Raw genomic sequence first — 20,686 nt, forward strand, 5'->3', positions numbered from 1 at the left:
AGCAGCACGTGGCGGTGGGCGCCCATAACGAATCTCCGAAGTCACGCGTAACCATTTCCGAATTTCTCGCGCCGACAGACGCATCTACAGTTTCAGCGATCGGGTCCGCGGCGCCGCATGAGGTGGCGGGCGAAGCCGGGCACGGGTCGGCACGGAACAGGAGGCGCTCCCCCGTTCCGCAATGCCTCGAGCCGGCATTCTCGAGGGGCCGCCATGAAGACTGAAAGCTATGATTACATTGTCGTCGGCGCGGGTTCGGCCGGCTGCGTGGTGGCCAATCGGCTGAGTGCCGATCCCTCGGTCAGAGTGTGCCTGATAGAGGCAGGCGGCAGCGACAACAGCCTGCGGGTCAGCGTGCCGGCAGGCATTCTGTCGCTCTATGGCAACCCGAACTACGACTATTGTTTCGTCGGCGTGCCACAGCCCCATCTCAACAACCGCAGCATTCCAGTCAACCGGGGCAAGGCGCTGGGCGGATCGAGTTCGATCAACTCGATGGTCTATATTCGCGGCGCCGCTGAGGACTATGACGAATGGGCCGGGCTCGGCTGCGCCGGCTGGGCCTACAGCGACGTGCTGCCCGTGTTCAGGAAACTGGAGCGCAACCTGGTCGCCCAGGACCCGCGCTATCACGGCACGGACGGCGAGCTTATGGTCGACAATCCGCGCGATCCAAACGTGCTTTCCCGCATGTTCGTCAAGGCCGGCGAACATGCCGGCCTGCCTGCCAACGCAGATTTCAATGCCAAGAGCCAGTTCGGCGTCGGGGTCTACAACGTCACGCAGAACCGGGGCCAGCGCTTCAGCAGCTTCACCGCTTTCATGCGTCCGGTGCTCAATCGCAAGAACTTGACCCTGCTCAGTGCATGCGAGGTGATCGACCTTGTCATCGCCGAAGGGCGCGCGACTGGACTGCGCGTGCGCCATGACGGCCAGGAGAAAATGCTCTCGGCCAGCCGCGAGATCGTGCTCTGTGCCGGGGCCATCAACTCGCCCAAGATCCTGATGGCGTCCGGCATCGGCCCCGCGGACGAGTTGCGGCGGATCGGCATCACGCCGGTTCTCGACCTGCCCGGCGTCGGCAAGAACCTGCAGGACCACATAGACGGCATGATCACCGTGCGCTCCAGGAGCACCAGGACGCTCGGCCTGTCGCTCGCCAACCTGCCCCGCATCGCGGCAGCACCCTTCCAGTATTTCGCGCGCCGCAAGGGCATGCTCACCACCAATTATGTCGAGGCTGGCGGCTTCGCGAAAACCAGGCATGCGAACGGCCTGCCCGACATTCAGTTCCACTTCGTGCCGGGCTATCGCAGCCACCGCGGCAGGCTCATCGAATATGGCCATGGCTATGCCATTCATACCTGCGTGCTCAGACCCAAAAGCGCGGGCGAGATCAGGTTGTCACGCGACAGTTCTCGGCGCGACGTTCTGATCGACCACCGTTTCTTCGCGGATGAAGAGGACGCCATAGTGCTTGTCGAAGGCATCAAGATCGCGCGCAAGATCCTCGCCGCATCCGAGTTCGATGAGGTGCGTGGCAAGGAAATGCTTCCGGGCAAGGACGTCCGCAGCGATGACGAGATCCTCGCCTATCTGCGCGCGGAAGCGCTGACCGTCTACCACCCTGTCGGGACCTGCAAGATGGGGACGGACGCGATGGCGGTCGAAAGTGCGCGGCGTGGATGGGCTCCGGGTCGCGGATGCGTCAGTCATGCCGAAGCTGATCGGCGGCAACACGAACGCGCCAAGCATGATGATCGGACAGAAGGTTTCCGAGATGATCCTCGGCTCGGGACATCGCGGTGGCAAGTAGGCCATCGCTGTTCTGGTGAACCGTCGCAAACGTCCAGAATTGTCTTAAGCCCTCCAAACGTCGTCATTCTATGGCGGAGCAAGGAGCGAAGCGACGCGCGCAGACCATAGAATCCATTCCGTTACGCTAAGGCGTTGCTACCGTGCAGAATTCTGCTCCGCTGCGTCGCTCGGCCAAGGTCACGGAATGGATCCTCGGGTCTCCGCGTCCGCTTCGCTCCCGCTCCGCCCGTGGATGACGAAGCAGAGAGGCTTCGGCCAATTCCCAGCATCCGCGCTGAAAGCCTGCAGCCTTTTCAGAGGCCCCATGTCGAGAGACTGGTTCAATGATCCTCGTCGATCTCGTCGTGCAAGAGGCCGAGGATGCGGCGCTTGAGCGCGATGAACTCGGGTTCGAGGATCACGTCCATCGAGCGCGGCCTGGGGATCTCGACCTTGATCTCGGCCTTGATCTTGCCGGGCCGGGCCGTCATCACCAGGACGCGATCGCCCAGGACGAGCGCCTCGTCTATATCGTGGGTAACGAACAGGACCGTTTTTTGCTGCCGCTCCCAGACACGCAAAAGCAGTTTCTGCATGGTGCCGCGGGTCTGGCTGTCCAGGGCGCCGAAGGGCTCGTCCATCAACAGAACTGCCGGGTCGTTGGCAAGGGCACGCGCAATCGCCACGCGTTGCTTCATGCCGCCGGAAAGCTGAGCGGGGTAGTGGTCGGCAAAGGGCGCGAGGCCGACCTCGTCGAGATACTGGTCGACGATCTGCTTGCGCTGCCCCGCCGGCAGACCCTTGCGCCTGGGCCCATATTCGATGTTGGCGCGCACCGTGAGCCAGGGAAACAAGGTGTAGCTCTGGAACACCATGCCTCTGTCGGGGCCAGGCTCGATCACTTCCCTGCCATCGACCTTGATGCTGCCCGAAGTCGCGTCATTGAGGCCGGCCGCAAGGTAGAGCAGGCTGGATTTGCCGCATCCCGAAGGGCCGACGATGACGCAGAATTCGTTCCTTGCCACCCCCAGCGACACATCGTCCAGCGCCAGCACGCCGTTGGCGTCGCCGTAACGCAATGTCACGTCTTCGATGGCCATCGTCGTGCCGGTCGGGCGCGGATCGCCGGTCGTCGAGGCCGTGCCGGCCAGATTTTTCGCCTTGATGGTTTCGGTCATTGCCATCCTTGATCCGACTGCGGTTTGCGAGCTTGCGTTCAAAATCAGGGTGCCCATGGCGCGACCCTCGCCCGGACAAGACGGAACGCCGTGTCGGTTATGAGGCCGAGAAGGCCGATGGCGGCGATCGCCATGAAGATCACATCGACCTGAAAACCTCGCATCGCCTTCAGGCTGATGTAGCCAAGGCCGCTCGACGCGGCGACGAGTTCGGCCACCACCAGATAGGTCCAGGCCCAGCCCATGGTGACGCGAAGCGTGTCGAGGATCGCTGGAAGCGCGGCCGGGAAAATGACGTGCCACACGGCTTCGCTGCGCTTGGTGCCCAAAGTGTATGAGGCGTTGACCAGATCCCTGGATACGCTGCGCGCACAGTCGGAAATCATCACGAGTTGCTGGAAGAAGGTGCCGAAGAAGATGACCGCTATGCGCTGTTCGATTCCGATGCCGATCCAAAGGATGAACAGAGGCACGAAGGAGGTCACAGGCAGGTAGCGGATGAAGTTGACCAAGGGCTCCAGCGGCGCCTGCACCACCCGGTAGGTCCCCATCCACAGCCCGAGCGGCACCGAGATCAGCGAGGAGACGATGAAGCCCAGGATCACCACCTTGGCGCTGGTCAACGTGTGGTAGAAAAGGCTGCCGTCCAAAGACATGCGATAGGTCGTCTGCAGCACGGTTCCGGGCGTCGGCAGGAACATGTTCGGCACGACGCGGCCATAGGACAGCAAAGCCCAGCCGCCGATCACCACTACCCACATCGCCAGCGCGAGTGTTGTTGCCGTGCTGGCGGGAATGTTGGCGAATGGGGTCGTCAGGCGCGTCCACGCCGTCCGCCTCTGTGCCATGGGATGGTCTCCGTTGATCTTCTGAAACACGAAGCTCTGGCGAAAAAACCGGGTTCGGCCCACACGGACCGACCCGGCTTCCCGAAGGCTCACTGTTCCCTGATGAAATCGGTGTCGAGGATTGTCTTCGCGTCGATCGTCATCTTGAGCTTGCCGGCCTTGCCCCAGATGTCCTGCGCGAAGTTCACCAGGTCGGACGCCTCGCTCTTCTGCGGCGTGCCGAAGAATTCCAGGTTGCGATCGCGGTCGTAATAGCGCACGCCCTTGGCGCCGGCGGCGAAATCCTCGGGCTTTTCGAGATAGCCGCCAATGCCCTTGGCCATGATCTCATAGGCCTTTTCCGGATTGGTCTTGATGTATTCGACCGCCTTGTAATAGCCCTTGACGAGGGCCTTCACGTCTTCGGGATGCTTTTCGATCAGATCGCATTTGAGGGCGATCACATCGACGATCAGGCCGGGGCTGGTCGTGGAATCGATCAGCACCTTGCCCTTGCCGCCCTTGCGGACTTCGGTGAGGTGAGGCTCCCAGGTCACCGCGGCGGGAACCTGGCCGGCGATGAAGGCGGTCGCCGCGTCATCGGCGGTCATGTTGGTGATGGTGACGTCGTCCTCGGTCATGCCTTCCTTTTTCAGGAGCACGTTGAACCAGAATTCGGAAACGGAGCCCTCGTTCAAGGCCACTTGCTGGCCCTTCAGATCCTTGAGCGCCTTGACGTCGGGCTGCGTCACGACGCCATCACCGCCATGGCTGTCGTCCAGCGCCAGGACGTATTTGAAACAGAGATCGTCGGAGCGGTACTTCATCAGCTCGTCGACGGTGGAGGCGGCGCCATCGAGATCGCCGCCGGCGACCGCCGCCATGTAAAGTGCTGATTCTTCTATGATCTTCAGGTCGACATCGACGCCGGCCTCCTTGAAGTAACCAAGGTCGCGGGCAAGAAACAGCGGCCCGTAGCCCACCCAGGTCGTCATGCCAAGACGAATGGCGCCTGCGTTGGCTGGCGCCGCAAGCCCCAGGCCCAGCAGGCCTGCGCCGACCGCGCCCATCAGGCAATTTCGGAATGTCTTCATTGTCGTCGTTCCCCTATGGCTGTTGCCGGCATCGGCCTCATGCAAGCGGCGTATGCCGGCTGTGTTTCGGCAGCCGCTCTTGTTTGGGCGTCGCCTCCCAGCGAGCCTTGCGTGTTTTAAGGTCCGCAAGAGAGCATCCGGACCGGATCGCAAAAAGAAGTCTTTTTCTGCCCATTGCTTCGTCGAAACCGAAGCGCGGTCGATAGCCAAATCGGCGACCTAGTGCCGGTCTTCATGCATGGATTGCGGGAGCCAGCCGTTTGGTTATTTTCGTACAAATGTTTTTTCGTGACACGCTGGGCGGGTGGTTTTATGAATCCGGTGATCGATCCGCGCGTCCGGCATGCCTTCTGGTGCGCAATGCCTGATCGCTTCGGGCCGGTTCGAGACCAAAGGTGACGCCCATGCGGGAATTGCCGAAAGACATTGACGCCGATGTGGTGATCGAAATCAGCAGGTTGCTGGACGACAGCGCTCTTTTCGCGCCTGTCCGGGTTCATGAACTCACAGCAAGGGTAAGGCAGAAAGTGAAGACGGGTTTGCCGGACCGTTCAATTGAAGAGCTGATCGTGGAAATGGCCTCCTTGCGTCGGTTGGCCATGGCCTTCGAGCTGCCTGGATCGGAAAATGTGGTGCAAATTCCAGAGCGACTCCTACGCTGACCGGGTCACGCGCTCCACAAGGCGGTCAGGACAAGCGACGCCTCGAGCACCTGGGCACCGGTCTCATTGCGCACCTTGACGGTGATCTTGACCAGGTCGCGATCCGGCATTTCGTCACGGGCGACATCCTGCAAAATGCGAATGGCTTCTGCTCTCGCTTGTTCTCGCGATTCGAACGGCTGGCCATCGTCGTCCGGCACGAGGCCATCGCCGTTATAAAGATCGAAATGATACCGTTTCATTTTCGGGCAGCCTTGGACATCTCTAGCGTGCTAAATACTTGGCGACGCTGGAGGTTCCCTGTCGGCTCCGGCGTTTGCGCCAGAATGGGCGCAGGCTGTCAAATGATAGTGTCCGCCATCTTCCGAAGGCCTAGGGTCCGAGCGCTATCCTTGCGTCCGAGACAGTTGGCGATCGGCGTTTCAACCCCGATCCCTTCGAGGCCATCATGTTAGAGTCTCTCTATCTGCAACTCGGCCAGCACGACACAGTGTCGGACGAAGAGAAGGCCTTGTTGGCCGAAACGGTTTGTTTCGGACGGGAGTTCGAAAAGGGGCAGGATCTGGTCAAGGCGGGGTCGCGGCCAACCTATAGCACCATGCTGCTGGATGGCTTGGCGGCACGCTATAAGGTGCTCGAGGACGGCGGCCGGCAGTTCACGTCCTTGCAGGTGCCCGGCGACTTTGTCGATCTCCACGCCTTTTTGCTCAAGACCATGGATCACGGCATCGTCGCGCTGTCGCCTTGCCGGGTGATGTTCGCGGATCACAACAAGCTGAAAGCCATTACCGAACAGGCCCCTCACCTGACCCGGTTGTTGTGGCTGGACACGCTGGTCGATGGCGCCATTCATCGCGAATGGATCGTGGCGATGGGCCGCCGTTCCAAGACCTCGCACCTGGCCCATCTCATGTGCGAATTGTTCGTGCGCCTGCAGGCGGTGAAACGCACCAACGGCATGAGCTTCCATCTACCGCTGTCACAGGCCGAAATGGCCGACGTGCTTGGGTTGTCGGTCGTGCACATGAACCGGGTGATCGGGGGCTTGAAAAAGATCAAGGTGATCACCTGGACGAACCATGTGGTCACCATTCTGGACTGGGACCAACTTGCCAGGCTTGCCGAGTTCGATCCCACCTATCTGAGCATCAACAACGAACCGAGATAAACAGGCTTGGCTCAATTTGCGGTGCTGCTGTTCTCGTCAAAAAACTGAATGCCCCGCACAGCAGCCTTCTTGGTGATCAAGCCTTTCAGATCCGCATCCGATCGCTCTGTGCCGGTCCGCTCCCGCAGCATGGCTATGGCGGCTTGCATCGACGAAAAGGGACGGTCCTGCAACTCGTCGAGAATGGCGTCCACCGACGCCGCGACGTTTGTCGGTTCGGGATTTATCGACATGGCCTTCCGTCCGACTCGCCTGCCTAATCGGCATGGCAGGTGTTCAAAGGCGCTTGATACCACCCAGCTTCAAGCGAAGCCTTTGGCCCTCGGCATAGGCCAGGGCAAAGGATTCGAGGTCGAATTGGCAGGTCGTTTCCTCACCGCCGCCGATCACACGGACGAACCATTCACCGCAGCCTTCGACGACCTCGATCCGGGTTCCGACTTTGCTTTTGTGCTGGGTATCGTGCACGGCTTTCCTCGCAAGCATCAGCCAACGCGGGATTCTCGCACCAGAACGAGGTTCCGTCATTTAAATTTGATGTCTTTGCGCTGTACGAGTTTTGCCAAATCGTGCCGAGCCAATCTGTCGCGCCGGCGGCATAAAACGCGGCTCGCACAGGATTAGGCTCGGGAGCCCTAAACAGAAGATCCAATAGCTTGGCAAAGCCGATGGTACCGTTGGCTGGGATCGAACCAGCGACCTCCGGATCCACAATCCGGCGCTCTAACCATCTGAGCTACAACGGCACGTCTTAACGTTGGTAGCAGGATCGAGGTGGAAGGTTCATTCTCCGCGATCCGCTCTGTCGTTCGGCGATGCGTCCTTACGGGCTTATGGATTCTAATTCAAGGCTTTTGCAAAGCAAAGGCCACTTCCCCACAGCGGTGCACCTTTCGCCGGGCAAAGAAAAAGGCCGGCGGGAGGAGGTGCCGGCCTTTTCCTGTTACGAGCCAGCGGGAGGAGGTGCTGGCTGGTCACCCCGGAGGTGGAGGGAGGAGGTTCCACCCGCCGGGTATTCGCTCGACCGTCACTATCTCACATCTATTTGTCCGACAAAATGCGACCTTTTGTTGCATCCGCGGACGATGCGCAATTATTAGGCGGCCTTGATTTCCTTGATCGCCTTCTCGAAAGCGGTCTTGATCGGCTTCGAGACATCCTCGGCCGCCTTGGAGGCGACAGCCTGGAAGTCCTTGGCCTGCTCGACGGTCAGTTCGACGCGCTTGCGCAGGAAGGCGGTCTGCAACTCGACGACTTCCGACAGCGACTTGGCGCCGATCAGGGCTTCGAGATGCGAGAAGCCGGCCTCGGCATTGGCGCGCAGCGCGGCAATGGTCTTGAGCGACAGGTCGCTGGAAACAGTCTTGGCGGTCTCGTAGGTCGACTCCAGAGCCTTCTGGGTCTCCTCGGCACCGGTCTTGAGCTTGGCGTAGGCCTCTTTCGACTGCTCAACGCCCTTTTCGGCGAAAGCGCGCATCTGGTCGGTGGCCTTGGAAGCGTCGAAGCTCGGGAATTCAACGTGTTCGATCGTCTCGGCAGTCTTGGTCCTGGACATTTTCCATCCTTTTCAGCGGCAGCGGCTTTGACAGAAAGCCGTCTCGTTCATGTATGATGGCAATATAAAGGCAAATTTTGTGCATTGCAATATCCTTGTTGCAGTGCACAAAAAATGTTTTTGGCCGTTAACCAAACAGCCAGAATTCAGCCTTTGCACGTTCTGGCTTGTGGACCTTCGTGGCTGCGGCTTTTATTAACAAAGCGTTAACTGCAAATCGCCGCTCCGTAAGGGTCCGCCAAGCGCATGCCGTCCGAATATTCCTTCCTCGACGTCGCCGTGCTCGACGCGGTCCGCCAGCGGTTTGCCGCCGGCGACGCGATCGCGATCCTGTCGGTGGACCTCGAGCAGGTCATCTGGGCCAATGGGCCGGGCGCCGCCATGTTCGGCTATCCCGATATCGAGGCGATCATCGGCGCCTCGGCGCGGCTGCCGCTGGTCGCGCGCCGTCAGATCATGGCGACCAGCGGTTTCCCGCAGATCGGCGGCGATCGCTCGATCACGGTGCGCCTGGCGACCGGCATGACCAGCCGCGCCGTCGGCTTTCTTGCCAGTGCCCTGACGCTGCCCGATGGCGAGCATGCCATCATGCTGGCCGTGCCGGCGGCGCAGACCGGCTCGCGCAGTGCCGCCGAGATCGCCAACCGGGCGATCAGCGGCCTTACCGAGGACGGCCATTTCATTGCCTTTATCGATGCCAAGGGCAATGTCGAGGCCGCCTCGCAGGGATTTTCGGCACTCGGCATCCAGCCCGCGACACTGGCGGCCCTGGTGGCCGACGTCGCGGCCGACGGCGAGCGCATCGTCAAGCGCCTCGTTCCGGGCGGCAGAACCTCCTACCCGGCGGGCCTCGCCCGGCTGACGCCGGAGCGGCATCTGCTGGTGGTGATCGACGAGGATCAACTCGAGGACAGCGCATCTGGCGCTTCGGCGGACGGCTCGTCCGCGGCAACGGAACGCCCTGCCAAGGAGATTGACCGCACAACGGAGGCGGCGGAAACCGCCACGGTCGAATCCGGGTCTCGGCAGGACAATCAGCCGACGGCCGATGTTTCGCGGACGGAGGCGACCAAACAGCCCGCTGCCGCTGCCGAGACCGAACAGGCGCCCGCCCCTTCCGGGCCCGTGGCTGACGATAGGCCGGAACAGGCAACGCGGGAGATCGAGGAACCGACAGGCCCGACACCGGTCGCCGCCGACAATGATCAGCCGGCGGCGGGCACGCCGGCACAGCACGATCATTGGTATTTCCATGCTGGGGAAGACGACGCGTCAACCGCGCCGGAACCGAAAGGCGGGACCGAAGCGGTTGGCCCCGAAACTTCAGCGGACAGCGTGAAGCAGGCCATCTCGCCTACGGCCCCGGCCGCAACCGTGGCCACCCGCAGGATAGACCGCTCGGCGGCACCGTTGCGTTTTGTCTGGCGTACCGACGCCGAGGGCAAGTTCAGCGCGCTGTCGCCGGAATTCGCCGATATCGTCGGCCATCCGGCAGCCGACGTGATCGGTCGACGCTTCAGGGATGTCGCGGCGGCCTTCGGTCTTGATGCGTCCGGCGAGATCGCCGGCCTGCTGGAGCGGCGCGACACTTGGTCCGGCCGCTCGGTGCTGTGGCCGGTCGTCGGCACCGACCTGAAGATACCCGTCGACCTGGCGGCATTGCCCGTCTATGGCCGCAGCCGCGCCTTCGAAGGTTTTCGCGGCTTCGGCGTCGCGCGAACCGGGGATGCGGTCGTCGATCCGGAAGCGATCGGCATGGCACTGGTGCCCAATGGCGCAATGCCGGCGGGACCGAAACCCGAGGCCGTGAAGACGGCGCCTGAACAACCCGAGGCCGAGGGGCCGAAGGTATCGGATCCGTTCAAGGGCGAAGTGCCGGCGCTGACCATCGTACCGAAACCGGAGCGGCGCTTTGCCGACAAGGTCATCCGGCTGGCCGAACACCGGCAACCGGCCAATGACAAGGGACTGTCGACGCTGGAACGCAGCGCGTTCCGCGAGATCGGCGAGCGGCTGAAGAAAGAAAGTTCGCCGGAGGCTGAACCGGCCGAGCCGGCAAGGCAGGCGGACCCAGATGCCGGGACAGGCCCTTTGTCGGAGCCGCACCACGCGACCAAGCCCGCGACCGATGCGACGCCGCCGGCGGACATCGCCACCCCAGATACCAAACCAGCAGACTCGAGCCAGGAATCGGCGACCGGCCAGGCGCCTGGTATGCCAACGCCTGATGCGCAAGACGCACCGGACGCGGGCGAACCCTCCCTGAGCGATGCCGAGGATCAAAGGGATCTTGCGCGGCTCGACGGTGCGCAAGCGGACCAGGTCGAACAACAGGCGCCGAGCTCCGAATCCTCGCCGCCGGCGGCCTCGGGCTCCCTGCTCGACTACGCCGATAAAGAGGACAAGCCTGCTGATGTCGCCGACGGCAGCGACGAGGCCACAGCGCCCGAGGCACAAGAGATAATCGCGACGAAAGCGATGGCCGAGGATCGCGAGGCGCCAGCGCAGGCAGGATCCGCCAAGTCACCGCCGGCTGATGACGACGACATGACGGCGGACGATTTACGCGACGCCGAAGACAATGAGGATTGGACCGACGAGGACGCGACTGCATCCGGCGAGGAACCGATTGCTGCCCCCGGCCGAAGCGGCGGCCCGGATGATGCGGCCGGGACATTTGCCGAGCGGCCACGCCTGCAAGTGCCACCACTCAAAACCGAAGGGTTCATGCCGTCGGCTTTTTCCGTCGGCAGCGAAAACAAAACGCCGGACACATCGCTGCTCGGCAAGCTGCCGGTGCCGCTGATCATCCATTCGGGCGACCAGTTGCACTATGCCAACGAGGAATTCCTCGACCTGACCGGGTACGAGACGCTGGAGGACCTGGAGGAAGCGGGTGGCCTCGGCGCTTTGTTTGCCGATCCTTATGCCGATGACGGCGCTTTCGACGGCAGCGACCGGGCTCTGCGGCTGAAGACGCGCGACGGACAGGAATTTCCTATCGACGCCATCCTGCGCTCCGTGCCCTGGCGCGACGGCAAGGCGCTGATGCTGGTCGTTCGCCGTTCCGGCGAGGATGATGCCCCCGCGGCGGCGCACGCGATTGGCGAGGGGCCAACGCAGCCCGACATTTCCGAGCTCAAGGCACGCATCGCCGAGATGCGTACCATCATCGACACCGCCACCGACGGGGTCGTGCTGATCGGCAGCGACGGCACCATCCGTTCGATCAGCCGCCCGGCCGAGGCTCTGTTCGGTTTCGACAGCGACGAGGTGACCGGCAAGCCTTTCGCCTCGCTGTTTGCCATCGAGAGCCAACGCGCGGCGCGCGACTATCTCACCGGCCTGTCGGAGCCTGGCGTGGCGAGCGTGTTGAATGACGGCCGCGAGGTGATCGGCCGCGAAGCACAGGGGCGCTTCATCCCCCTGTTCATGACCATCGGCCGGCTGCCCAACGACAGCGGCTTCTGCGCCGTGGTACGCGACATCACACAGTGGAAGCGGGCCGAGGAGGATCTCACCCAGGCGCGTGCGGTGGCCGAACGCGCTTCCTCGCAGAAAACCGATTTCCTCGCCCGCATCAGCCACGAGATCCGCACGCCGCTCAATGCCATTATCGGCTTTTCCGAGCTGATGGTCGACGAGAAGTTCGGGCCGGTCGCCAATGACCGCTACCGCGATTACCTGCGCGACATCAACCGCTCGGGCAACCACGTGCTCGACCTGGTCAACGATCTCCTGGACATCTCGAAGATCGAGGCCGGCCAGCAGGAAATGGCTTATGAGGCGGTGTCGCTCAACGATACGCTGGCCGAAACCGTGGCGATGATGCAGCCACAGGCCAACCGCGAACGCGTCATCATCCGCTCCAGCTTCGCCTCGCGGCTGCCGGAAGTGGTGGCGGATTTGCGCAGCGTGCGCCAGATCGCGCTCAACATCCTGTCCAACGCCGTCCGCTACACCCAGGCCGGCGGCCAGGTGATCGTCTCGACCGCCTATGAGACCTCGGGTGACGTCGTCATGCGGGTGCGCGACACCGGCATCGGCATGAGCCAGGCCGAGATCGAGCAGGCGCTGAAGCCGTTCAAGCAGATCAACGCCCTGAAGCGCGGGCGCGGCGACGGCACCGGCCTTGGCCTGCCGCTGACCAAGGCGATGGTGGAAGCCAACCGCGCCCGGTTCACCATCAATTCGACGCCCGGCGAAGGCACGCTGGTCGAAGTCGCCTTCCCGTCGACCCGGGTGCTCGCCGAGTAAGGTGAGCCTCCGCGGCAGCGGTTCTGCCGCAAGCTTTGCAGTTTCCGCGCGGTGATATTGGCTGCCCGCCGAATCCGGGACCGTCGGGAAAATCGTTCGGCCGCCGGAACAAAGCCTGCAGGCGCTTGTTAGGCACACAGCACGATGTGTGCCTAACAAGGATCTATTCATGAAAAATCGGCTGTTACTGGCCGCGCTCGGCGCGGCCACGGCAATCACCTTTGCCATGCCTGCCCTGGCTGCGGACAAGGCGCAGGACTTCATCGACAAGGCGGCGTCCGGCGGGATGTTCGAGGTGGAATCGAGCAAGATCGCCGAAGGCAAGGCGCAGGATCAAAGCGTCAAGGACTTCGCCCAAAAGATGATCGCTGATCATGGCGCGGCCAATGCCAAACTCGAGACGATCGCCGGCGAGCAGAAGCTGCAGGTGCCGACGGCAACGGACGCCAAGCACAAGAGCGATATTGACGCTCTGCAAAGCGCCAAGGATCCGGTCGACAAATCTTACGTGCAGATGCAGCGCGATGCCCATGCCGATGCGGTGAAGCTGTTCGACGGCTACGCCAAGGACGGCGACAACGCGCAGTTGAAGACGTTTGCGCAGCAGACCTTGCCGACGCTCAAGATGCATCAGGACATGATCGAGAAGATCGCTTCCACGATGGATGATAAGTCTTCCGCGACGGGTTCGACGACCCCTGCCGTCACCACGACCGACACGGCAAATCCGTCCGCCCCGGTGCCGGGCGCCAACAGCTTCACCGAAGATCAGGCCAAGAGCCGCATCCAGGATGCCGGCTTCTCGGATGTGTCCGCGTTGAACAAGGACGAACAGGGCATCTGGCGCGGACAGGCGACCAAGGACGGCAAGAAGACGGCCGTCGCGCTCGACTACCAGGGCAACGTCGTTGCCGGCACCAACTGAACAGCAAATCTGGAGATCTTGACCATGAAAACCGTGACCGGACTTTTCGACAATTATGATGACGCTTCCGATGCTGTCGGCGAGCTGGAGGCAAGCGGCGTGCCGCACGCCGATATCAGCATCGTCGCCAACAATTCGACCGAATGGTACGACGGGGATGACGACCGCTCCAATGCCGCCGAGGATGCCGCCAGCGGCGCGGGTGTGGGTGCCGTCATCGGCGGTGCGGGTGGCTTGCTGGCCGGGCTCGGCATCATGGCCATTCCCGGCGTCGGCCCGGTGGTGGCCGCCGGCTGGCTGGCCGCCACTGCTGTCGGCGCCGTTGGAGGCGCTGTCGTCGGCGGAGCTGCCGGCGGAATCGTCGGGGCACTGACGGAGTCCGGAGTCCCAGAAAGGGACGCCCATGTTTATGCGGAAGGTGTGCGCCGTGGCGGCACGCTGGTGACAGCCAAGGTCGATGATCAGTTGGCTGGCCAAGCCGAGCGGATTCTCGGACAAGCCAATTCGGTCAATCTGGAAGACCGCCGCAGCGCATACGAGGCCGACGGCTGGACGGGTTTCGACAGCAACGCCAAGGCCTTCACACCCGATGAGATCGAAAGCGATCGCGGGCGCTACGCCAATCGCCCTTGATCCCCTCGCCCGCCGCCAAAGGCGGCGGGCGAAAGTCTGCCGCGCTCAAGCCCGCATCGAAGCTCGAAGGAACACGCTAAATGGCCAAGGCACCACGCCGCAACGGCAACACCGCCGCTATTCACGATCAGACCTTGACGAGAGGTGATGGCGGTGAATTGCACCAGCGCGCCGAAAGCGACGGCGCGGTATTGACCACGGCCCAGGGCGGACCGGTCTCGGACGATCAGAACTCGCTGAAGATCGGACCGCGAGGACCGACGGTCCTCGAGGATTTCCACTTTCGCGAAAAGATTTTCCACTTCGACCATGAACGCATACCCGAGCGGGTCGTGCATGCGCGCGGCTACGGAGCGCATGGCTATTTCGAGACCTATGACTCGCTCGCCAAATACACCCGGGCCGACATTTTCCAGCGCGCCGGAGAGAAGACGCCAGCCTTCGTCCGGTTCTCGACGGTTGCCGGCTCGAAGGGCTCATTCGATCTGGCGCGCGACGTCCGCGGCTTCGCGGTGAAGCTCTATACGAAGGAAGGAAACTGGGACATTGTCGGCAACAACATACCGGTTTTCTTCATCCAGGACGCGATCAAGTTTCCGGACATGGTGCATGCCGTCAAGGAAGAGCCCGACCGGGCGTTTCCACAGGCCCAGTCCGCACACGACAATTTCTGGGATTTCATCTCGCTGACGCCAGAGTCCATGCATATGATCATGTGGGTCATGTCGGACCGCGCGATCCCGCGTTCCTTCCGCTTCATGGAAGGGTTTGGGGTGCACACGTTCCGGTTTTTGAACGCCAAGGACGAGTCCACATTCGTCAAATTTCACTGGAAGCCGAAATTCGGCCTGCAGTCGGTGGCCTGGAACGAGGCGGTGAAAATCAACGGCGCCGACCCGGACTTCCATCGCCGCGACCTCTGGCAGGCCATCCAATCCGGCAATTTCCCGGAATGGGAACTCAGGGTTCAGCTCTTCGACCAGGATTTCGCCGACAGCTTCGATTTCGATGTCCTGGATGCGACCAAGTTAATTCCGGAAGAGGTGCTCGAGCCGATCCCGGTCGGCCGCCTGGTGCTCGACCGCATGCCCGACAATTTCTTCGCCGAAACCGAGCAGGTGGCGTTCATGACGCAGAACGTCCCGCCCGGGGTCGACTTTTCCAACGATCCTTTGCTGCAGGGCCGGAACTTCTCGTATCTCGACACGCAGTTGAAGCGCCTGGGCGGCCCGAACTTCACGCACATCCCCATCAACGCGCCGAAGTGCCCGTTCAACCACTTCCAGCAGGATGGGCATATGGCCATGCGCAATCCTGTGGGCAGGACGAACTACCAGCCAAATTCATTCGATGAAGGCCCGAGGGAATCGCCTCAGCGCGGCTTTCGTTCCTTCGCCGACGCCGAAGCCGGACAAAAACTACGCCTGCGCGCCGAGAGTTTCGCGGACCATTACAGCCAGGCGCGGCAGTTCTTCAACAGCCAGACCCCGCCCGAGCAGCGGCACATAGCGATGGCTCTGACCTTCGAGCTGAGCAAGGTCGAGACACCGGTCATACGCGAGCGAATGGTCGCCCATCTCATGAATATCGACGAAGGACTTGCCGTAACCGTTGCCGACAGGCTGGGCATCAAGGAATTGCCCAGACCGGCGGACGCCGCAATCGTGCCGAGGAACGATCTCGCACCGTCGCCGGCGCTCAGCATCATCCAGAACGGACCGGAAAGTTTCGCGGGCCGCAAGGTCGGCGTGCTTGTCAGCGCGGGCGCGGATGCCGCGCTTCTGAAGCGGCTGCAATCGGCGGTCGAGAAGGAGGGAGCCACCATGGAAGTTGTCGCTCCCAAGGTCGGCGGCGTCGAGGCCGGCGATGGAAGCTGGATCGAGGCCCGGCATATGATCGACGGCGGTCCCTCCGTCCTGTTCGACGCCGTCGCCCTCGTCCTGTCGGACGAGGGGGCGCAACGGCTGACCGGCGAGGCAGCGGCGCGCGACTTCGTGGCCGACGCATTCGCCCACTGCAAGTTCATCGCCTTCACGGCCGCTTCTGTGCCGCTGCTGCAGAAAGCGGGCGTCGACCCGAAGGCCGATGAGGGCATGATTGACCTGACCGAGCCCAAAGCTGTTGCCAGCTTTGTGGAATCATGCCGCAAACTCCGTCTCTGGGGGCGGGAAATGGCTGTAAAACTGTGATCAGCCTGCGCCCTTCTGCGAGCCGAGTGCACCGACGAAGCCTTGGGAAGAGACTGCTCCGGTAAAAGAAAAGGCGCCCAAAGGACGCCTTAAGAGATGGGATTGCTGTCACAACGGGGGCTTGAGCTGAATTCAGCTCCTCGGGGGCTGAGGAACGGGATTTCTCCCTCAAGTTACATGCGACTATCGACGCCGGCCCTTAACAAGTCCTTACCGGGTCGCCAAAAAATTTACGAATGTGTACCACTCGTGAAATCTAGGTAAATTCGCGCGACATATTTCGTTAACCATGCCGGTTGCGGTCACTGCGCAAGTTGCGGCAGGTTCCTGAATAGCTCCAGCGCTTCCGGGTTGGCGAGCGCTTCCTTGTTCTTGATGGCGCGGCCGTGCACGACATCGCGCACCGCAAGCTCGGTGATCTTGCCCGACTTGGTGCGGGGGATGTCCGACACGACGACGATCCGGGCCGGAACATGGCGCGGGCTGGCGCCGGTGCGGATCTTGGCGCGGATGCGTTTTTCCAGATCCTCGTCGAGTTGGACACCAGCGGCCAGCCGCACGAACAGCACGACGCGCACGTCATTGTCGAAATCCTGGCCGATGCACAGCGCCTCGAGGATTTCGGGCATCTGCTCGACCTGGTTGTAGATTTCCGCCGTGCCGATGCGCACGCCACCTGGATTGAGCGTCGCGTCCGAGCGGCCGTGGATGACCATGCCGCCATGACCGGTCCATTCGGCGAAATCGCCATGGCACCAGACATTGTCGAAACGCTCGAAATAGGCGGCTTGGTATTTCTTGCCGTCGGGATCGTTCCAGAAGCCGATCGGCATGGACGGGAAAGCCTTGGTGCAAACCAGTTCGCCCTTCGCCTGCCTGACCGGCTTGCCGTCATCATCCCAGACGTCGACGGCGAGGCCGAGGCCCGGCCCCTGGATCTCTCCTGTCCAGACCGGCTCGATCGGCACGCCGAGCACGAAGCACGAGACGATATCGGTGCCACCGGACACCGAGGCCAGGTGCACATCCTTCTTGATGCCGTCATAGACGAAGCGGAAATCCTCGGGCGAAAGCGGCGATCCGGTGGAGGAGATGGCGCGCACCGTCGACAGATCATGGCTGCGGATCGGCTTGAGACCGGCCTTGCGCACCGAATCGATGAACTTGGCCGAAGTGCCGAAGAAGGTCATCTTCTCGGCATCGGCGAGGTCGAACAGCACATTACCGTCGGGATAGAAGGGTGAACCGTCGTAGAGCAGCAGCGTGGCGCCGGAGGCAAGACCCGATACCAGCCAGTTCCACATCATCCAGCCGCAGGTGGTGAAGTAGAAGAAGCGGTCGCCATCACCGAGGCCGGCATGCAGCCGGTGTTCCTTGACATGCTGGATCAGCGTGCCGCCGGCCGAATGGACGATGCATTTGGGAATGCCGGTGGTGCCGGACGAAAACAGGATGTAGAGCGGATGCGAAAATGGCAGCCGCTCGAAGGTGACTGGTTTGACGGCGAAGGGCGACAGCGCCTCTTCCATCGCCACGGCCTTGTCGATGGTATCGGCAACATCCGCGGATGTGCCGAGATAGTCGACGAGCAGAACCTTGCGGACGCTGCCGAGCCTGGCCGCGACCGCCTTGACCTTGTCGGCGACCTCGATCGCCTTGCCATTGTACCAATAGCCGTCCGGCGCGATGAAGACGACAGGCTCGATCTGGCCGAACCGGTCGAGCACGCCCTGCTCGCCGAAATCAGGAGAACAGGATGACCACACCGCCCCGATCGAGGCCGCAGCCAGCATGGCGGCGACGGCTTCGGGCATGTTGGGCATCATTGCCGCGATACGGTCACCCTTCTTCACCTTAAGCGACAGGAAAAGCTGCTGCAGGCGCGAAACCAGGCCATGCAATTCGTTCCACGACAGCCGCCTCTCGACCTTGTCCTCGCCGCGAAAGACGATTGCTTCGCCGGCACCGGTCTTCTTCAGAAGGTTTTCGGCGAAATTCAGCGACGCGTCCGGGAAGAACGAAGCGCCGGGCATCTTGCCGCCATCGAGTAGCAGTCGCTCGCCCTTGTCGCCTTCAAGTCCGCAGAAATCCCAGACGAGATCCCAGAACGCCTCCCGGTTCTCGACCGACCAGCGATGAAGATCGGCATAGGACGAGAACGGACTGCCGGTAGTCGTTGCCGCGGCCTTCATGAAGGCGGTCAAGGGGGAGGCATCAATCTGGTCTTGCGTCGGGGTCCAGAGCGGTACTTCGCCAGCCATGATCGATCCTCCCACGGTCGCCATCGCTTATGCATATCGCAGCGCAGCAGAGCAAGATTTTGTTGGGCCGATGCGCCCAGGTGTGCGCAAATGCCATCGCTGGGCCATAAAGACTTGAAATGCGTCAGCCCTAAGTCGTAGTGACGACAGGGTTGCACCCGTCGGACGATCGGTTTTTATCGGAATGGAAGCATACGGGGCTATATGCCATCATCCTTGATCCGCCGCGGAGTGTGGGCGATCGGCGTTGCCGCCATCGTCATCGCGCTGGTGGTCGCGGCCCTGCCGCTGATCGCCTCGACGCGGATCGTGCGTGACCGCATCGCGTGGGAGTTAAGCGCCTGGAGCGGCTTTCGAGTTGCCATCGAAGGGTCGCCGCGCATCGAGGTCTGGCCGAAATTCCGCGCGATCCTGACCGATGTGACACTGTCGAAGTGGACCGACGGCGATGCCCCGCCGGTCGTCGAAGCCGAAAGGGTCGAGGTTGACCTCTCGGCCATGGCGGCATTGCAGGGCGATGTGGCGTTTTCCACGGCACGGCTGGTGCGGCCGACAATCCGGGTGCAGCGCACGGCGGATGGCCTGTTCCTGCCCACGGCGCCGACGGGCGGGCGCATCGCGCGCTCCATCGACGCGGCTCGCGGCGTGGTCAATGCCGACCCCGCCAAGCCCGATCTCGACAAGCTGCCAGCCGACACTTTCGGCACCGTCGAGTTCAGGGATGGCCGCATGGTGGCGTCCGTCAACGGCAAGGATGTGGAGATCCTGAGCAGTCTTAGCGGCCAGGCCACCTGGGCGGCGATGAACAGCAATGCGACACTGTCCGCGACCGGGATCTGGCGCGGCGAAAGCGTGACGGTGGATGCCGCCTCGCCGAGACCGCTGGTGCTGTTTGCCGGGGGCACGGCGCCGCTCACCCTGTCCTTCAAGGCAGCGCCCGCCACCTTCTCCTTCGACGGCACCGCCAGCATGTCCGAAAACGCCTATTTCGACGGCCAGGTGAAATTCGCGGCCCCATCGCTGCGCCGCGTGCTGGAATGGTCGCAGGCCGGCATCGCGCCGAGCGCGGCAATCGGCTCGGTCAGCATTTCGAGCAAGGTCACGGCGTCGGCCGGCCGCATCAAATTCGAGAACACGGCGCTGGCGCTGGACAATAACCCGGGCATGGGCGCGCTGGACGTGTCGCTCGGCGAGACGCAGCCGGTGATTTCGGGCACGCTTGCCTTCGACACGCTCGACCTCAGGTCGTTCCTGTCCGCCTTCACGCCACTGGGACCGGCGACCAGCGCCGAGCCGGGCCAGGTCGACACGAGTTTCGCCGACCGGGTCAACCTCGATCTCAGGTTGTCGGCGGCCCATGCCACGGCGGGAAGCATCCAGCTTGCCGATGTCGCGGCCACCGCCCAGGTCAAGGACGGTCTTTCCGTCTTCGATATCTCCGACGCCTCGGCTTTTGGCGGCAACGTCCAGACCAGCCTTCGCTTCGACCGCAAACCCGAAGGCACCCAGGTTGAGATCCGGCTACTGGCCTCCGACGTCGATGGCGGCGCGTTCGGTACCGCGGCCGGGATGACCCGGCTGGTGCCGGTTGGCACGGGCACCGTTTCGGTCATCCTCAAGGGACCGGGAAGGACCTGGGATTCGATCTTCGAAAACGCCGACGGCTCGGTCTCGGCGACCTTCGGCCCTGGCGCGCTCAGCAAGTTCAACCTGCCGGCGTTTCTCAAGCATACCGAACAAGGCGGCTTCTTCGCGCTCGACGATGTCTCGGACGGGACGCTGCCCATCGATGGCGCCGAAGTGAAGGCAACCATTTCGAGAGGTGTGGCGAGACTCGACAAGGCAGAGGCCAATTCGGCGAAATACAAGATCTGGCTTTCCGGCATCGCATCCTACGCAGGACGCGGACTGGCACTGTCGGGCGGTGTTATCCAGCCGGATCAGCCTGCAACGCAAAAAACTGGCCAGCAAGGCCCCAACCAGTCGTCGTTTTTCGTCGGCGGAACGTGGAGCACGCCGTTCATTTCACCCATCAGCCGTGGCGTTTCGGGCGAATAAGGCATTGCTCCTGAAGCGCCGCTCCTAGAGAGGTTCAGCGTTTGATAGAATCGCCGATCCGCTCTAACTTCTTGTTTCTATG

The 20,686-nt window shown here is 62.4% G+C and carries 16 protein-coding genes, 1 tRNA gene and 1 pseudogene; 9 read left to right on the forward strand and 9 right to left on the reverse strand.

The features are described from left to right. Positions 1–213: 213 nt before the first annotated feature. Both EN808_RS22825 and EN808_RS37650 read left to right on the forward strand, forming a co-directional pair. Positions 214–1,605, forward strand: a pseudogene (locus tag EN808_RS22825) (GMC family oxidoreductase N-terminal domain-containing protein); the annotation flags it as partial. Positions 1,606–1,714: 109 nt separating this feature from the next. Next, positions 1,715–1,816 (forward strand): hypothetical protein, encoded by a 102-nt coding sequence (locus EN808_RS37650; RefSeq protein WP_281041816.1) that lies wholly within the window; start codon positions 1,715–1,717, stop codon positions 1,814–1,816. 322 nt (positions 1,817–2,138) lie between these two features. On the opposite strand, the gene EN808_RS22830 is transcribed toward EN808_RS37650, so the two are convergent. From EN808_RS22830 to EN808_RS22840, 3 genes are all read right to left on the reverse strand, one after another. Then, positions 2,139–2,897, reverse strand: a complete 759-nt coding sequence (locus EN808_RS22830) for an ABC transporter ATP-binding protein (protein ID WP_245511674.1) — start codon at positions 2,895–2,897, stop codon at positions 2,139–2,141. A gap of 122 nt (positions 2,898–3,019) precedes the next feature. Then, positions 3,020–3,823 (reverse strand): ABC transporter permease, encoded by an 804-nt coding sequence (locus EN808_RS22835; protein ID WP_135916944.1) that lies wholly within the window; start codon positions 3,821–3,823, stop codon positions 3,020–3,022. An 89-nt stretch (positions 3,824–3,912) separates the two neighbouring features. Continuing rightward, a complete protein-coding gene (locus tag EN808_RS22840; protein WP_135916945.1) occupies positions 3,913–4,896 on the reverse strand; it encodes an ABC transporter substrate-binding protein in 984 nt (327 codons plus the stop codon). A gap of 404 nt (positions 4,897–5,300) precedes the next feature. On the opposite strand from EN808_RS22840, the gene EN808_RS22845 reads away from it, so the two are divergent. Continuing rightward, on the forward strand, positions 5,301–5,558 hold the full coding sequence (locus EN808_RS22845) for a hypothetical protein (RefSeq protein ID WP_127276936.1): 258 nt from the start codon (positions 5,301–5,303) through the stop codon (positions 5,556–5,558). 5 nt (positions 5,559–5,563) lie between these two features. Here the strand turns inward: EN808_RS22845 and EN808_RS22850 are convergent, their stop codons facing one another. Further along, positions 5,564–5,800, reverse strand: a complete 237-nt coding sequence (locus EN808_RS22850; protein WP_127276934.1) for a hypothetical protein — start codon at positions 5,798–5,800, stop codon at positions 5,564–5,566. A 206-nt stretch (positions 5,801–6,006) separates the two neighbouring features. On the opposite strand from EN808_RS22850, the gene EN808_RS22855 reads away from it, so the two are divergent. Continuing rightward, the gene (locus tag EN808_RS22855) at positions 6,007–6,726 is read left to right on the forward strand and encodes a Crp/Fnr family transcriptional regulator (protein WP_127276932.1); all 720 of its coding nucleotides are present in this window, start codon (positions 6,007–6,009) and stop codon (positions 6,724–6,726) included. An 11-nt stretch (positions 6,727–6,737) separates the two neighbouring features. Here the strand turns inward: EN808_RS22855 and EN808_RS22860 are convergent, their stop codons facing one another. The 4 genes from EN808_RS22860 to EN808_RS22875 form a co-directional block, all read right to left on the reverse strand. Continuing rightward, entirely contained in the window at positions 6,738–6,959 is a 222-nt protein-coding gene (locus EN808_RS22860) for a hypothetical protein (RefSeq protein WP_127870867.1), read from the reverse strand. Between the two features lie 43 nt (positions 6,960–7,002). After that, the gene (locus tag EN808_RS22865) at positions 7,003–7,194 is read right to left on the reverse strand and encodes a hypothetical protein (RefSeq protein WP_245464296.1); all 192 of its coding nucleotides are present in this window, start codon (positions 7,192–7,194) and stop codon (positions 7,003–7,005) included. Positions 7,195–7,395: 201 nt separating this feature from the next. Further along, a tRNA-His gene (locus EN808_RS22870) sits at positions 7,396–7,472 on the reverse strand. A gap of 350 nt (positions 7,473–7,822) precedes the next feature. Beyond that, complete coding sequence (locus EN808_RS22875; protein WP_135916946.1) at positions 7,823–8,281, reverse strand: phasin; 459 nt, start codon at positions 8,279–8,281, stop codon at positions 7,823–7,825. Between the two features lie 246 nt (positions 8,282–8,527). Here EN808_RS22875 and EN808_RS22880 point away from each other — a divergent pair, with 246 nt between their 5' ends. The 4 genes from EN808_RS22880 (at position 8,528) to EN808_RS22895 (ending at position 16,285) form a co-directional block, all read left to right on the forward strand. Then, on the forward strand, positions 8,528–12,538 hold the full coding sequence (locus EN808_RS22880; RefSeq protein ID WP_135916947.1) for a PAS domain S-box protein: 4,011 nt from the start codon (positions 8,528–8,530) through the stop codon (positions 12,536–12,538). A 169-nt stretch (positions 12,539–12,707) separates the two neighbouring features. Further along, positions 12,708–13,463 carry a DUF4142 domain-containing protein gene (locus EN808_RS22885; protein ID WP_135880993.1) on the forward strand — a complete coding sequence of 252 codons (756 nt, stop codon included), beginning with the start codon at positions 12,708–12,710 and terminating at the stop codon, positions 13,461–13,463. Between the two features lie 24 nt (positions 13,464–13,487). Then, on the forward strand, positions 13,488–14,096 hold the full coding sequence (locus EN808_RS22890) for a general stress protein (RefSeq protein ID WP_127276924.1): 609 nt from the start codon (positions 13,488–13,490) through the stop codon (positions 14,094–14,096). A gap of 80 nt (positions 14,097–14,176) precedes the next feature. Next, positions 14,177–16,285: a catalase gene (locus EN808_RS22895; protein ID WP_135916948.1), complete on the forward strand. Its 2,109-nt coding sequence runs from the start codon at positions 14,177–14,179 to the stop codon at positions 16,283–16,285. 302 nt (positions 16,286–16,587) lie between these two features. Here the strand turns inward: EN808_RS22895 and EN808_RS22900 are convergent, their stop codons facing one another. Next, positions 16,588–18,546: an acetoacetate--CoA ligase gene (locus EN808_RS22900; RefSeq protein ID WP_135916949.1), complete on the reverse strand. Its 1,959-nt coding sequence runs from the start codon at positions 18,544–18,546 to the stop codon at positions 16,588–16,590. A gap of 204 nt (positions 18,547–18,750) precedes the next feature. Between EN808_RS22900 and EN808_RS22905 the strand changes: the two genes are divergently transcribed. Next, positions 18,751–20,604 (forward strand): AsmA family protein, encoded by a 1,854-nt coding sequence (locus EN808_RS22905; RefSeq protein ID WP_127277036.1) that lies wholly within the window; start codon positions 18,751–18,753, stop codon positions 20,602–20,604. Positions 20,605–20,686: the final 82 nt, after the last annotated feature.

The organism is Mesorhizobium sp. M8A.F.Ca.ET.165.01.1.1 (assembly GCF_004792065.1).
In the GTDB taxonomy this organism is placed as follows: Bacteria; Pseudomonadota; Alphaproteobacteria; order Rhizobiales; family Rhizobiaceae; genus Mesorhizobium.

Bases quoted from the DNA above. Each gene is read 5' to 3' on its own strand.
- EN808_RS37650 (WP_281041816.1), top strand. From the start codon at position 1,715: ATGCCGAAGCTGATCGGCGGCAACACGAACGCGCCAAGCATGATGATC.
- EN808_RS22830 (WP_245511674.1), bottom strand. From the start codon at position 2,897: ATGGCCATCGAAGACGTGACATTGCGTTACGGCGACGCCAACGGCGTG.
- EN808_RS22835 (WP_135916944.1), bottom strand. From the start codon at position 3,823: ATGGCACAGAGGCGGACGGCGTGGACGCGCCTGACGACCCCATTCGCC.
- EN808_RS22840 (WP_135916945.1), bottom strand. From the start codon at position 4,896: ATGAAGACATTCCGAAATTGCCTGATGGGCGCGGTCGGCGCAGGCCTG.
- EN808_RS22845 (WP_127276936.1), top strand. From the start codon at position 5,301: ATGCGGGAATTGCCGAAAGACATTGACGCCGATGTGGTGATCGAAATC.
- EN808_RS22850 (WP_127276934.1), bottom strand. From the start codon at position 5,800: ATGAAACGGTATCATTTCGATCTTTATAACGGCGATGGCCTCGTGCCG.
- EN808_RS22855 (WP_127276932.1), top strand. From the start codon at position 6,007: ATGTTAGAGTCTCTCTATCTGCAACTCGGCCAGCACGACACAGTGTCG.
- EN808_RS22860 (WP_127870867.1), bottom strand. From the start codon at position 6,959: ATGTCGATAAATCCCGAACCGACAAACGTCGCGGCGTCGGTGGACGCC.
- EN808_RS22875 (WP_135916946.1), bottom strand. From the start codon at position 8,281: ATGTCCAGGACCAAGACTGCCGAGACGATCGAACACGTTGAATTCCCG.
- EN808_RS22880 (WP_135916947.1), top strand. From the start codon at position 8,528: ATGCCGTCCGAATATTCCTTCCTCGACGTCGCCGTGCTCGACGCGGTC.
- EN808_RS22885 (WP_135880993.1), top strand. From the start codon at position 12,708: ATGAAAAATCGGCTGTTACTGGCCGCGCTCGGCGCGGCCACGGCAATC.
- EN808_RS22890 (WP_127276924.1), top strand. From the start codon at position 13,488: ATGAAAACCGTGACCGGACTTTTCGACAATTATGATGACGCTTCCGAT.
- EN808_RS22895 (WP_135916948.1), top strand. From the start codon at position 14,177: ATGGCCAAGGCACCACGCCGCAACGGCAACACCGCCGCTATTCACGAT.
- EN808_RS22900 (WP_135916949.1), bottom strand. From the start codon at position 18,546: ATGGCTGGCGAAGTACCGCTCTGGACCCCGACGCAAGACCAGATTGAT.
- EN808_RS22905 (WP_127277036.1), top strand. From the start codon at position 18,751: ATGCCATCATCCTTGATCCGCCGCGGAGTGTGGGCGATCGGCGTTGCC.